A 12,537-nucleotide genomic window follows, 5' to 3' on the forward strand; every position below is an offset into this window, starting at 1 on the left:
CCGTCAGTCGGCCTGGGCTTGCAGCAGCCACTGGCCATCCACTTCGCGGGCCAGGCCGCTGGCAGGCAGCAGGGCCAGCAGGCGCGTGTGCAGGGCGGCTTCGGTGAAGGTCTTGAGGGTGGCCAGGTCCAGTGCGCCGATCAGGTTGAGATCGGCCTTGGTGTACGAAAGCCAGGCCTTTTTCAGGGCCTGGGCGACGTCGCTGCCGGAGGTGCTGGCAAAGCGGCGGTGCCATTGGCGGCCGTCGAAGGTGAAGGTGTGGGCGTGGCTGTAGGTGCCTTGGTCGCCACCTTCGGTGCAGCGATGGCAACGGCACGGGCCTTCGCCGAAGGCGTTGCGCAGGTAGCTGTTGAAGTCCACCACGGGCTTGAGGGACAGGCGTTTGTCGACCTCGAACAGGTCGGCGATAAGGGGTTCTTCGGCGCTCACTCGGGATCCTCGTGTGGTGTGGCGTGCATCGGCGGGCACCCTAACAGATCGGGCCCTTCAGATCACCTTTTGCAGGCCCGGCCTCTTCGCGGGCTCGCCCGCTCCCACAGGTGCTGTGCACAACCTGAGCAACATGCGATCCCTGTGGGAGCGGGCGTGCCCGCGAAGAGGCCGGTAGAGACAATAGAGATCACCTGCCGTACTCTACGCGCCCATACGCCTACACACCCACAGAGGTAACCCGCTTGAGCACCAAGTACCCGTACATCGCCACCATCACCGTCAGCGCCGAAGACCGCGGCGGCGACGCCGAGGCCTCGGAAAACCCCAACATGCGCGTTGGCCTGGAAGCGGTGACCGAAACGCTGAAGAAGGTGCATTTCGTCGGTACGCTCGCAGCCCCCGAAAAGAACGCCACGCACATCTGCGTGACCCTGGAGAACGGCCTGACCTACTACGGCCCGATCGTCAACGGCCACGCCGAACTCGAAGGCGGCTGGATTGCCTTCGAGTCCGACATGCTCACCCCGCAGGAACTGGGTCTTTAAGCCCCCGTTCCTCTCAGGCGCCCAGCTCCGCCAGGCACTGCTCGAGGATATCCAGGCCTTCCTCGAGCACTGCGGCCTCGATGGTCAGCGGTGCCAGCAGGCGGATGATGTGCCGCGCCTTGCCGCTGGGCATCAGCAACAGGCCCTTGGCCCGCGCCGCTTCCATCACCTTGGCCAGTTGCGCCGGTGCCGGGCTGCCGTCGGCATTGACGAACTCGATCCCGCGCATGGCGCCGACGCCGGTCAGGCGGCCGAGGAACGGGCTCAGGCCCGAGGCTTTCCAGCGCTCGAAGCGGCGCACGATTGCCTGCTCCTGGCGCTCACCCCAGGTAGCGATGTTCTCGTCGGTCATCTGCGCCAGGCTGGCCAGGGCCGCTGCGCAGGCGATCGGGTTGCCTGAGTAGGTGCCACCCAGGCCGCCCTTGGGCAGTGCTGCCATCAACTCCTTGCGCCCGACCACCGCACCCAGCGGCATGCCGCCGGCAATGCTCTTGGCCAACAGCAGCAAGTCGGGCTCGATGCCCAGACGCGGGAAGGCGAAGCGCTGGCCGGTGCGGCCGAAGCCCGACTGGATCTCGTCGATGATGATCAGGATGCCGCGCTCGTCGCAGAAGCGGCGCAGGGCCTGGGCGAAGGCTGGGTCAAGGGCGAGGAAGCCGCCTTCGCCCTGCACCGGTTCGAAGATGAACGCCGCCACGTCCTCCACTGCCAGCTCGACGCTGAACAGGCGGTCCATGGCCTTGAGGGCCTGTTCGCAGGTAACCCCGGTGTCGGCGCTGGGGTAGGGCAGGTGGTACACCGGCCCCGGCAGTTCACCGACCCGCTGCTTGTACGGGGCGACCTTGCCGTTGAGGTTCAGGGTGGCCAGGGTGCGACCGTGGAAGCCGCCGTCGAAGGCGATGATGGCGCGTTTGCCGGTGGCACCACGGGCCACTTTCAGGGCGTTTTCCGCAGCTTCCGCACCGCTGTTGGTGAGCATGCCGGCCAATGGGTAGCTGACCGGTACGAATTGGCTCAGTTGTTCCATCAGCGCCAGGTATGGGCCGTGGGGGGCTGCGTTGAAGGCGTAGTGGGTCAGGCGAGCGGCCTGGGCCTGGATCGCCTCGACCACGGCCGGGTTGCAGTGGCCCAGGTTGAGTACACCGATACCGCCGACGAAGTCGATGTAACGTTTGCCGTCGGTGTCCCAGACTTCGGCATTACGGCCATGGGAAAGTGTGATCGGGTGAACGATGGCAATGGATTGACTGATACTTTCCTGGTTCATGGGCACGCGGACCTTTGTTCGAGTTTCTTATTATCCAAGCGTGTTGGCAGGTTATTCCGCAAACGAATTATTCGATTGCGGTCATTCCCTGGATTCTTGAACTAGGTGGTTTTTGTATCTGCCATTCCGGCCCTATCGCCGGCAAGCCAGCTCCCACAAGTACTCCACAGCCATCAAGACCTCTGCCGTACCTGTGGGAGCTGGCTTGCCGGCGATAGGGCCAGTGCAGGAGGAATCAATCCCCCTCGGCCACCCGCTCCCGAATCCACTGCACGAAGGCCCTGACCTTGGGCACTTCGGCCGCATGCTCGGCATGGGCGATGAAGTGCCGGCCATTGCTCGCCACCGGGTGGTCCCAGGCCACCACCAGTTTGCCCTCGCTCAGCTCTTCGGCCACCAGGTAGCGCGGAATCAGGGCGATACCGCAGCCGGCAATGGCCGCGCGGATGCACAGGTAGAACGTGTCGAAGCGGGGCCCGTGGTAGCTGTTCTGGCTATGCAGCCCCAGCCCCAGGAACCATTCGTGCCAGGCCTCCGGGCGCGACACGCACTGCAGCAGGCGGTGTTCGGTCAGCGCCTGGGCGCTGTCGAACCGGTGGTTGGCCAGCAGCTGCGGGCTGCACACCGGCACCACTTCCTCGCTGAACAGCTCGATGCAGGTTGCCCCGGGCCAGGTGCCCTGGCCGAAGAAAAACGCAATGTCGGCCTTGGCCTGCACCAGGTCGAACGGCTCCAGCTCATTGCGGATATCCAGGTGAATGCGCGGGTAGCGGTCGCCAAAACCCTTCAGCCGGGGTACCAGCCAGCGCGCGCCGAAGGTGGGCTGGGTGGCGATGCGCAGCACTTCGGTCTCGTCGCCGTAGCTGAGGATGTAGCGGCTGGAAATGTCGATCTGGGTGAGGATCTTGTTCACTTCGGTGAGGTACAGCGCGCCTGCCGGGGTCAGGTGCAGGCGCCGGCGAATACGCTGGAACAGCGAGTGCGACAGCATGTCCTCGAGCTGCGCCACCTGCTTGCTGACGGCGCTCTGGGTCAGGTGCAGTTCCTGGGCCGCGCGGGTGAAGCTGAGGTGGCGGGCGGCCGCTTCGAAGCACTGAAGGGCGGTGGTCGAAGGCATCAGGCGTTTGGACATGACGGGCAAATACCGAGCAAAAAAGGAAGGAGTTCATTCCATAACGGAATCATGTGTTTCGAAAAGGTCGTTTGTTGACCCCGGCCTATAGATTAATACTGACCTGGATCAACGATTACAACCGGTCGTGCGAAGAGGAGGTCAGTACCCGCTTCCGGCATCTGCAAAACAACAACAACGAACATCAGAAATTTATAAGAATTCTGCTCCAGTCTTCAGCCGCCCCGCTGCGGCCGACCCATTCGAGGGTTCTTCATGGCTTCGCTACACAACAACAAACAGCGCTCCCTGCAGCACGGTCTGACGTCCCGTCAGGTATCCATGATCTCCATCGCCGGCATCATCGGTGCCGGCCTGTTCATCGGCTCCTCCAACGCCATTGCCACCGCCGGCCCGGCCATCCTCATCTCCTACGCCATGACCGGGCTGCTGGTCTTGCTGGTGATGCGCATGCTGGGCGAAATGGCCATCGCCAACCCCAACAGCGGCTCGTTTTCCACCTATGCCTCCGAAGCCATCGGCCCTTGGGCAGGCTTTACCATCGGCTGGCTGTACTGGTGGTTCTGGGTACTGATCATTCCGGTCGAGGCCATTGCCGGCGCCGACATCCTGCATGCCTACTTCCCTGGCGTGCCGTCGTGGCTGTTCGCCTTCCTGATCATGCTGGTGCTGTCGGGTACCAACCTGATCAGCGTGAAGAACTTCGGTGCGTTCGAGTACTGGTTCGCGCTGGTCAAGGTGGTGGCGATCATCGCCTTCATCGTGGTCTGCAGCCTGGCGGTGTTTGGCGTCTGGCCGCTGGCCGAGGTGTCCGGGGTCAGCCGGTTGTGGGATAACGGCGGCTTCATGCCCAACGGTTTCGGCACCGTGCTCGGTGGCGTGCTGATCACCATCTTCTCGTTCTTCGGTGCCGAAATCGTCACCATTGCCGCTGACGAAACCGCCAACCCGAAAGACAAGATCCGCCGCGCTACCAACCTGGTGGTGTACCGCATCGCCATCTTCTACCTGGCGTCGATCTTCCTGGTGGTATCGCTGGTGGCATGGAACGACCCGGGCCTGAAAGCAGTGGGCTCGTTCCAGCGCGTGCTGGAAGTGCTGAACGTGCCGGGCGCCAAGCTGCTGGTGGATATCGTGGTGCTGGTGGCCGTGACCAGTTGCATGAACTCGGGCCTGTACACTGCGTCGCGCATGCTCTATTCGCTGGGTGCCCGCGGCCAGGCGCTGAGCGTTACCAAGCGTATCTCCGGCTCTGGCGTACCGACCGTGGCGGTCATCTTCTCGACCCTGGCCGGCTTTGCCGGGTGCTTCGTCAACTATGTGTTCCCGGGCAAGGTATTCGGCTTCCTGCTGTCCACCACCGGCGCCATCGCCTTGCTGGTGTACCTGGTGATTGCCGTTTCGCAGCTGCGCATGCGGGCTCGTGCCGAGCGTGAAGGGCGGCCGCTGGAGCTGAAGATGTGGCTGTTCCCATGGCTGACCTGGCTGGTGATCGGCACCATCGTCATGGTGCTGGGCTACATGCTGTTCAGCGATGCCTACCGCTACGAGACGCTGATGACCGCCGGGGTGACCGCGTTCATCCTGCTGGTTTCGCTGACCCAGCGGCGCGCCAGGGTAGTTGCCCAGACGGCCTGATGTTTCTGCTTTAATGTGGGGGCGTTGCGCGCCCCCCATATCAATAAGCACAGGAAGCGTATGAACGACCACCCCCTTTCCCTCCAGGCCCTTGCCGCACCCGACGGCACCTGCTACGGCTGCGGTTGCTCCCACCCCAGCGGCCTGCATCTGCAAAGCCACTGGGACGCCGACGGCATCCACCTGGTGTGCCGGCACGCGCCCGACAGCACCTTCATCGGCTGGCCCGGCCTGGTCTACGGCGGGCTGCTGGCGATGCTGGTCGACTGCCACTCCAACTGGACGGCAATGGCTTACCACTACCGCAACGAAGGTCGCGAAGCGGGCAGCCTGCCGCGCATCGACTGTGTCACTGGCAGCCTTGGCCTGAACTACCTCAAGCCCACGCCCATGGGCGTCGAATTGTTGCTCAAGGCGCGTGTGGAAGGTGAGGTAGGGCGCAAGACCCGGGTGCTCTGCGAAGTCTGGGCCGACGATGTGCTGACAGTGACTGCCGACTCGGTGTTCGTTCGTGTCGATACCGAAAAGCTCAAGCTCAAGGCCCACGGCCAGGCCTGAGCCGCCGTTGCTGATAAGTGGTCGGTGATGGTCAGCGGCCGGGGATGTCTCTAGAGTGAGAGGTTCATTCCCCAGGCAAGGTTGATCATGACCGATCTCAGTGCTTTCCCCATTACCCGCAAGTGGCCCGCCAGACACCCCGAGCGCCTGCAGCTGTATTCGCTGCCGACGCCCAACGGCGTCAAGGTGTCGATCATGCTCGAAGAGATCGGCCTGGCCTATGAGCCGCACAAGGTCAGCTTCGACAACGATGACCAGCTGAGCCCCGAGTTCATCTCGCTCAGCGCCAACAACAAGATCCCCGCCATCCTCGACCCCAATGGCCCTGGCGGCCAGCCGCTGCCGCTGTTCGAGTCGGGGGCGATCCTGCAGTACCTGGCGGAGAAGAGCGGCCAGTTGCTCAGCCAGGACCCGGCCCAGCGTTACCAGACCTTGCAGTGGCTGATGTTCCAGATGGGCGGCATCGGGCCGATGTTCGGCCAGGTCGGGTTCTTCCATTTCTTTGCTGGCAAGGAATACGAGGACAAGCGCCCGCGGGACCGTTATGTCAACGAGTCCAAGCGCCTGCTCAGTGTTCTGGACCGGCATCTGCAAGGCCGGGAATGGATGGTCGACGAGTACAGTATTGCCGACATCGCGATCTTCCCGTGGGTGCGTAACCTGGTTGAGCGTTACAACGCCCGAGACCTGGTTGGCTTCGATCAGTTCAAGGAAGTGCAGCGGGTGCTGGCGGCGTTCCTCGAGCGGCCGGCCGTGCAACGCGGGCTGAAAATTCCAGGTTGATGTTGGCTGTAAGGGCCCTATCGCCGGCAAGCCAGCTCCCACAGGTAATGCACAGGGCTTGAGGTCTGTGGTGTTCCTGTGGGAGCTGGCTTGCCGGCGATAGGGCCAGTGAAGGCGAAACTGACTTCAGGTTCAGAAAATGTGGTGCAGCAGCCAGTACAGGCTGCCGGCCAACAGCATCGCTGCCGGCAAGGTCAGCACCCAGGCCATCAGCAGGTTGACCAGCGTGCGCTTCTGTATCCCCGACCCGTTGGCCACCATGGTCCCGGCCACCCCGGAACTCAACACGTGGGTGGTCGACACCGGCAACCCGAACATGTCCGCCGCACCAATGGTGCACATTGCCACCACTTCGGCCGAAGCCCCTTGGGCATAGCTGAGGTGGGTCTTGCCGATCTTCTCGCCTACCGTCACCACGATGCGCCGCCAGCCGACCATGGTGCCCAGCCCCAGTGCGATGGCCACGGCCACTTTCACCCACAGCGGGATGTAGCGGGTGGCGTCGTCCAGCTGGGTCTTGAACAGCAGCACCTGGCGGCGCGTGCCTGCATCGAACACCACCAGCTGGTTCTTCTCGATCAGGCGGATGGCTTCGCTGGTCAGGTACATGTCGTTGCGCACGTTGGCCATGGCTTCGGCCGGTACCCGCTTGAGCGAGCCATAACCTTTGACCTCTTCGCCGATCATGCCGGCCAGTGCCGCCAGCGCCGGTATCAGTTGCGGGTTGGCTCTGGGCTCGGCAATGAACGTGGTCAGCACCTGGCGTGGGTCGGCCGGTGCTGCTTGCGGGGCGCCGCGCACCAGTGCCTGGCGGGTTACCTCGGCGACTGCGGAAAACTGCAAGGCCTGTTCATTGGGCATGGTCTTGTTCAATGCGTAAGCCATCGGCAGGGTGCCAACCAGAATCAGCATGATCAGGCCCATGCCTTTCTGGCCGTCGTTGGAGCCGTGGGCAAAGGACACCCCGGTGCAGGTCAGGATCAGTACGCCGCGAATCCACCACGGTGGTGGTGTCTGGCCTTCCGGCGCCTGGTACAGCGCCTTGCGCTTGACCAGCGCGCGCAGGGCCAGCAGCAACAGGGCGGCACAGGCAAAGCCGATCAGTGGCGAAAACAGCAGGGCATAACCGACCTTGCTGGCCTGGGCCCAGTCCACGCCGCTGGTACCGTCGCGCCCGTGCATCAGCGCATTGGCCACGCCCACGCCGATGATCGAACCGATCAGGGTGTGCGAGGATGAGGCCGGCAGGCCCAGCCACCAGGTGCCGAGGTTCCAGATGATCGCCGCCAGCAGCAGGGCGAAGACCATGGCGAAACCGGCCGAGGAGCCGACCTGCAGAATCAGCTCCACCGGCAGCAGGGCGATGATGCCGAACGCCACCGCGCCACTGGAAAGCAGCACGCCGAGGAAGTTGCACAGCCCGGACCAGACCACGGCGACGGGGGCAGGCAACGAGTGGGTGTAGATGACGGTGGCCACTGCGTTGGCGGTGTCATGGAAGCCATTGACGAACTCGAAGCCCAGGGCAATCAGCAACGCCAGGCCCAGCAGCAGGAATGGTGTGACCGTGGTGATTACCGTGCCGCTGGCCGTCACATCCTGCTTCAGGCTCCAGGCGGTGTAGGCGATACCGGCCAGCAGCAGGCCGAAGAACAACACCAGGGTGGCTCGCCCGGGCTTGTGGGCAAGTTGCGGGCGGGCATCGCGTTGGGCCAGTTGCGGCAGGCTGGCCAGTGAAGGGGTTGCCATGGTGGCTCCGGTCGGGGGGCAAGGGTGCCGAAGGCCTTGAGCATAGAAACAATTCGTAACCCGGCCGTGACCTCGATCAATGATTTATCTAGGCTCAAGACGGACGGTAGTGGCAGGAGAAACCCATGATTCGCTGCAAGCGTGTCTACGATGCGGTTGAGCAAGACGACGGTCAGCGCGTGCTGGTCGATCGCCTTTGGCCGCGTAACAAACGCAAGGACGACCTGCACGGGCAGTGGTTGCGCGAAGTTGCACCTTCGGATGAGTTGCGCAAGGCGTTTCACCAGGGTGAAGTGGATTTCGCCGGCTTCGCCCAGCGTTACCAGCAAGAGCTGGCGGCCCACCCCGAGCACTGGTACCCGCTGCTGGACTTGGCTGGAAAGGGCACGCTGACATTGCTTTATGCGGGCAAGGATACCGAGCACAACAATGCCCGGGTGCTGGCCGAATGGCTGGAAGATGAACTGGACCGGCGTGGGCCTGGTAGTTCGCCCGTGTGCTACGCCCAATGATTGGTATTCGTTGTACTGGCCCTATCGCCGGCAAGCCAGCTCCCACAGGTACGGTGCTGCCTTCAAGGCTATCGCTGTACCTGTGTGTGGCTTGCCGGCGATGAGGCCAAAACAGGCAACACAAGACAGTTGCTCCACAGGTACAGCGCTGCCTTCAAGGCGATCGTTGTAACTGTGGGAGCTGGCTTGCCGGCGATGAGGCCAAAACAGGCAACACAAGACAGTTGCTCCACAGGTACGGCGCTGCCTTCAAGACTATCGCTGTACCTGTGGGAGCTGGCTTGCCGGCGATGAGGCCAAAACAGGCAACACAAGACAGTTGCTCCACAGGTACAGCGCTGCCTTCAAGGCTATCGCTGTACCTGTGGGAGCTGGCTTGCCGGCGATAGGGCCGGGCCTGGCAAACCGAAGAGTCTGAAATGTGATGTCCCTGAAACTGACCCCCGCCAACGACACCCACCGCACCTTCGCCCGCGACCTCACGCGCCGCGCCATGCTGCCGTACTACCGCGAATACGACCTGCTGTGGCTAGAGGAAGCCTTCGACGAAGCCTGGGGCTGGCGCGAGCAGTGGCTGGTGACCGAAGGCGACGCGGTACTCGGCTTCTGCAGCCTCAGCCAGGACCGCCAGGCGCTGTTCATCCGCGAGTTGCACCTGCTACCCGAACACCGTGGGCGTGGGGTCGGCAGCTGGGTGCTGGAGCAGCTGGCACTGTGGGCCCGCCAGCGGCACCTGCCGCTGCTGCGGCTGATGGTGTTTCGCAGCAACCCGGCGCGTGTGCTCTACCAGCGCCACGGCTTCGTCGAAATGGGTGAGGACGAATGCTTTGTGCGCATGCAGCGCACGATCGACTAATAGCTCAATGATGGCTTGTCGCGACTGGTGAGCATCGGCATAGTGAACCCAGGCGTTCACGGCCGCCTGCAGGTGGGTAGGCCGTACATGAGTGTGATCAGGGATAAGGAGCCCCCATGAATGGAATCGGTCCGCGGCTGCGGGAAGAGCGTGAGCGTCTGGGGATGACCCAGCGCGTGTTTGGCGATATCGGCGGGGTCGAACCCAATGCCCAGGGCAAATACGAGAGTGGTGAACGCTCGCCGCGGGTCGATTACCTGGCGGCATTGGCAACCCGGGGCGTGGATGCACTCTATGTGCTCAGCGGTATCCGCACCCCGGCACCGCTCGAAGGGCTGAGCGCCGATGAGTCCGGTTTGCTGGGGGCTTTTCGGCAGTTGTCGTGCGACGATCAGGCGGCACTCTGGCACTTGTTGCGGCGTTTGACCAACAACGACAAATCCCGGCAGACAGTGAGGCCGCTTACGGTTGAACGTCAGGTGTTTCTTACAGAAGGAATGCGTTAGGTCCGCCGTGAAAAATTTTGTTAAGGTGGCGGGATCCAATCGCCCTGCTGACGAGGTGTGTGCTTGATTAGGGTCTTAGTGGTCGACGATCACGATCTGGTACGAACCGGTATTACACGCATGCTGGCCGACATCGATGGCCTGCAGGTGGTGGGTGAGGGCGATTCGGGCGAGTCGGCGCTCAGGCTGGCCCGTGAACTGAAGCCGGATGTGGTGCTGATGGACGTGAAAATGCCCGGCATCGGCGGCCTGGAGGCCACCCGCAAGCTGCTGCGCAGCCACCCGGACATCAAGGTGGTTGCCGTGACCGTGTGCGAGGAAGACCCGTTCCCCACGCGCCTGCTGCAGGCCGGCGCTGCTGGCTACCTGACCAAGGGTGCCGGCCTTGACGAAATGGTCCAGGCCATCCGCCTGGCCTTCGCCGGCCAGCGCTACATCAGCCCCCAGATTGCCCAGCAGATGGCGCTGAAGCCATTCCAGCCACAGGGCTCGCCGTTCGATGCCTTGTCGGAACGGGAAATCCAGATTGCCCTGATGATCGTCGGCTGCCAGAAAGTGCAGATCATCTCCGACAAGTTGTGCCTCTCGCCCAAGACCGTCAATACTTACCGTTATCGGATCTTTGAAAAACTCTCGGTCACCAGCGACGTCGAACTGACCTTGCTGGCCGTTCGCCACGGTATGGTCGACGCAAGCCTGTAAAACCTCATGTCCCAAGTTTTCGATGCCAGCGCATTCCTGGCTACCTGCAGTGGTCGCCCGGGCGTCTACCGGATGTTCGACGGCGAAGCCCGGCTGCTTTACGTGGGCAAGGCCAAGAACCTCAAGAAGCGCCTGGCCAGCTATTTCCGCAAGACCGGCCTGGCGCCCAAGACCGCCGCGCTGGTGGCCCGCATCGCCCAGGTCGAAACCACCATCACCGCCAACGAAACCGAGGCGCTGCTGCTGGAGCAGAACCTGATCAAGGAGTGGCGGCCGCCGTACAACATCCTGCTGCGCGATGACAAATCCTACCCCTACGTGTTCCTTTCCGACGGCGAGTTCCCGCGGCTGGGCATTCACCGTGGGGCGAAGAAGGCCAAGGGCCGCTACTTTGGCCCGTACCCCAGCGCCGGCGCCATTCGCGAAAGCCTCAGCCTGCTGCAAAAGGCATTTTCGGTGCGCCAGTGCGAAGACAGCTACTACGCCAACCGCACCCGGCCATGCCTGCAGTACCAGATCAAACGCTGCAAAGGGCCCTGCACGGGCCTGGTGACCGCCGAGGAATATGCCGAGGACGTGCGCCACTCGGTGATGTTCCTCGAAGGGCGTAGCCAGCAACTGGGCAACGAGCTCAACGCCGAGATGGAGAAGGCCGCCATGGCCCTCAATTTCGAGAAGGCCGCCGAGTTGCGCGACCAGATCGCCTTGCTGCGCCGCGTCCAGGACCAGCAGTACATCGAAGGCGGCAGCGGCGACGTCGACGTTATCGCCGCCTTCGTCAACCCCGGCGGCGCCTGCGTGCACCTGATCAGCGTGCGCGGCGGGCGGGTGCTGGGTAGCAAGAACTTCTTCCCGCAGGTAGGCATCGAGGAGGAGGTGGCCGAAGTGATGGCCGCGTTCCTTTCCCAGTACTACCTGGGCAATGCCGAGCGTGAATTGCCGGGTGAACTGATCGTCAACGTGGTGCACGAAGACTTCGCCGCCATCAGCGAAGCCCTGCAGACCCTGCGCGGCCGTGAGCTGACCATCAGCCACCGGGTACGCGGTACCCGCGCCCGCTGGCAGCAGCTGGCGGTGACCAACGCCGAGCAGGCGCTCAATGCCCGCCTGGCCAACCGCCAGCACATGGCCGCACGTTTCGAGGCCCTGGCCGAGGTGCTGGGCCTGGACGAGGTGCCGCAGCGCCTGGAGTGCTACGACATCAGCCATTCCAGCGGCGAAGCCACCGTGGCCAGCTGCGTGGTGTTCGGCCCCGAAGGCCCGCTCAAGTCCGACTACCGCCGCTTCAACATCGAAGGCGTCACCGCTGGTGACGACTACGCCGCCATGCACCAGGCCCTGACCCGCCGCTACGGGCGCATCAAGGATGGCGAGGGCAAGCTGCCCGATGTGCTGCTGGTGGACGGCGGCAAAGGCCAGCTGAACATGGCCCGTGACGTGATGCAGGAGCTGGGCTTCAGCGACCTGACCCTGCTTGGCGTGGCCAAGGGCGTGACGCGCAAGGCCGGTTTTGAAACCCTGTACCTGAACGACGTGCACCATGAGTTCACCCTCAAGGGCGACTCACCGGCCTTGCACCTGATTCAGCAGATCCGCGACGAGGCCCACCGTTTCGCCATCACCGGCCACCGCGCCCGCCGCGGCAAGGCCCGCCGGGTGTCCAGCCTGGAGGATGTGGCCGGGGTCGGGCCCAAGCGCCGGCGCGACCTGCTGAAACATTTCGGCGGCCTGCAGGAGCTCAACCGCGCCAGTGTCGATGAAATCGCCAAAGCACCCGGCATCAGTAAAAAGCTTGCCGAGTCGATTTATGCCAGCCTGCATAGCGAGTAGAATGCGGGCTCAACTTGCGGCCAGTCG

The 12,537-nt window shown here is 63.4% G+C and carries 13 protein-coding genes; 9 read left to right on the forward strand and 4 right to left on the reverse strand.

Going from position 1 to position 12,537, the window contains the following annotated elements; all coding sequences use genetic code 11:
• Positions 1 to 3: 3 nt before the first annotated feature.
• Complete coding sequence (locus CAG34_RS13120; protein ID WP_039613107.1) at positions 4 to 429, reverse strand: hypothetical protein; 426 nt, start codon at positions 427 to 429, stop codon at positions 4 to 6.
• A gap of 245 nt (positions 430 to 674) precedes the next feature.
• Here CAG34_RS13120 and CAG34_RS13125 point away from each other — a divergent pair, with 245 nt between their 5' ends.
• The gene (locus tag CAG34_RS13125; protein WP_013973376.1) at positions 675 to 977 is read left to right on the forward strand and encodes a hypothetical protein; all 303 of its coding nucleotides are present in this window, start codon (positions 675 to 677) and stop codon (positions 975 to 977) included.
• Between the two features lie 13 nt (positions 978 to 990).
• On the opposite strand, the gene CAG34_RS13130 is transcribed toward CAG34_RS13125, so the two are convergent.
• The gene (locus tag CAG34_RS13130) at positions 991 to 2,244 is read right to left on the reverse strand and encodes an aspartate aminotransferase family protein (protein ID WP_085590433.1); all 1,254 of its coding nucleotides are present in this window, start codon (positions 2,242 to 2,244) and stop codon (positions 991 to 993) included.
• A gap of 235 nt (positions 2,245 to 2,479) precedes the next feature.
• The gene (gene gcvA, locus CAG34_RS13135; protein WP_015271044.1) at positions 2,480 to 3,376 is read right to left on the reverse strand and encodes a transcriptional regulator GcvA; all 897 of its coding nucleotides are present in this window, start codon (positions 3,374 to 3,376) and stop codon (positions 2,480 to 2,482) included.
• Between the two features lie 255 nt (positions 3,377 to 3,631).
• Here gcvA and CAG34_RS13140 point away from each other — a divergent pair, with 255 nt between their 5' ends.
• The 3 genes from CAG34_RS13140 to CAG34_RS13150 all read left to right on the forward strand — a co-directional run bounded on the left by CAG34_RS13140 (position 3,632) and on the right by CAG34_RS13150 (position 6,355).
• Positions 3,632 to 5,014: an amino acid permease gene (locus tag CAG34_RS13140; RefSeq protein WP_025339914.1), complete on the forward strand. Its 1,383-nt coding sequence runs from the start codon at positions 3,632 to 3,634 to the stop codon at positions 5,012 to 5,014.
• A gap of 60 nt (positions 5,015 to 5,074) precedes the next feature.
• Positions 5,075 to 5,572, forward strand: coding sequence for a PaaI family thioesterase (locus tag CAG34_RS13145; protein ID WP_039613110.1), 498 nt, complete (start codon positions 5,075 to 5,077; stop codon positions 5,570 to 5,572).
• An 87-nt stretch (positions 5,573 to 5,659) separates the two neighbouring features.
• On the forward strand, positions 5,660 to 6,355 hold the full coding sequence (locus tag CAG34_RS13150) for a glutathione S-transferase N-terminal domain-containing protein (RefSeq protein WP_085590435.1): 696 nt from the start codon (positions 5,660 to 5,662) through the stop codon (positions 6,353 to 6,355).
• A 132-nt stretch (positions 6,356 to 6,487) separates the two neighbouring features.
• On the opposite strand, the gene CAG34_RS13155 is transcribed toward CAG34_RS13150, so the two are convergent.
• Positions 6,488 to 8,104 (reverse strand): inorganic phosphate transporter, encoded by a 1,617-nt coding sequence (locus CAG34_RS13155; protein WP_085590437.1) that lies wholly within the window; start codon positions 8,102 to 8,104, stop codon positions 6,488 to 6,490.
• Between the two features lie 125 nt (positions 8,105 to 8,229).
• Between CAG34_RS13155 and CAG34_RS13160 the strand changes: the two genes are divergently transcribed.
• The 5 genes from CAG34_RS13160 (at position 8,230) to uvrC (ending at position 12,510) form a co-directional block, all read left to right on the forward strand.
• Positions 8,230 to 8,616, forward strand: a complete 387-nt coding sequence (locus tag CAG34_RS13160) for a DUF488 domain-containing protein (RefSeq protein ID WP_085590439.1) — start codon at positions 8,230 to 8,232, stop codon at positions 8,614 to 8,616.
• Between the two features lie 424 nt (positions 8,617 to 9,040).
• Positions 9,041 to 9,472, forward strand: a complete 432-nt coding sequence (locus CAG34_RS13165; RefSeq protein WP_075045798.1) for a GNAT family N-acetyltransferase — start codon at positions 9,041 to 9,043, stop codon at positions 9,470 to 9,472.
• A gap of 116 nt (positions 9,473 to 9,588) precedes the next feature.
• Complete coding sequence (locus CAG34_RS13170; RefSeq protein WP_025339909.1) at positions 9,589 to 9,978, forward strand: helix-turn-helix domain-containing protein; 390 nt, start codon at positions 9,589 to 9,591, stop codon at positions 9,976 to 9,978.
• A 63-nt stretch (positions 9,979 to 10,041) separates the two neighbouring features.
• Entirely contained in the window at positions 10,042 to 10,680 is a 639-nt protein-coding gene (uvrY, locus tag CAG34_RS13175; protein ID WP_015271036.1) for a UvrY/SirA/GacA family response regulator transcription factor, read from the forward strand.
• A 6-nt stretch (positions 10,681 to 10,686) separates the two neighbouring features.
• Complete coding sequence (gene uvrC, locus CAG34_RS13180; protein ID WP_013973365.1) at positions 10,687 to 12,510, forward strand: excinuclease ABC subunit UvrC; 1,824 nt, start codon at positions 10,687 to 10,689, stop codon at positions 12,508 to 12,510.
• Positions 12,511 to 12,537: the final 27 nt, after the last annotated feature.

This window comes from Pseudomonas sp. B14(2017) (assembly GCF_002113255.1).
Classification (GTDB): domain Bacteria; phylum Pseudomonadota; class Gammaproteobacteria; order Pseudomonadales; family Pseudomonadaceae; genus Aquipseudomonas; species Aquipseudomonas putida_Z.

Coding starts and splice junctions, on each gene's coding strand:
- CAG34_RS13155 (WP_085590437.1), bottom strand. CDS start 8,104: ATGGCAACCCCTTCACTGGCCAGCCTGCCGCAACTGGCCCAACGCGAT.
- CAG34_RS13130 (WP_085590433.1), bottom strand. CDS start 2,244: ATGAACCAGGAAAGTATCAGTCAATCCATTGCCATCGTTCACCCGATC.
- CAG34_RS13165 (WP_075045798.1), top strand. CDS start 9,041: ATGTCCCTGAAACTGACCCCCGCCAACGACACCCACCGCACCTTCGCC.
- CAG34_RS13145 (WP_039613110.1), top strand. CDS start 5,075: ATGAACGACCACCCCCTTTCCCTCCAGGCCCTTGCCGCACCCGACGGC.
- CAG34_RS13170 (WP_025339909.1), top strand. CDS start 9,589: ATGAATGGAATCGGTCCGCGGCTGCGGGAAGAGCGTGAGCGTCTGGGG.
- gcvA (WP_015271044.1), bottom strand. CDS start 3,376: ATGTCCAAACGCCTGATGCCTTCGACCACCGCCCTTCAGTGCTTCGAA.
- uvrC (WP_013973365.1), top strand. CDS start 10,687: ATGTCCCAAGTTTTCGATGCCAGCGCATTCCTGGCTACCTGCAGTGGT.
- CAG34_RS13160 (WP_085590439.1), top strand. CDS start 8,230: ATGATTCGCTGCAAGCGTGTCTACGATGCGGTTGAGCAAGACGACGGT.
- CAG34_RS13140 (WP_025339914.1), top strand. CDS start 3,632: ATGGCTTCGCTACACAACAACAAACAGCGCTCCCTGCAGCACGGTCTG.
- CAG34_RS13150 (WP_085590435.1), top strand. CDS start 5,660: ATGACCGATCTCAGTGCTTTCCCCATTACCCGCAAGTGGCCCGCCAGA.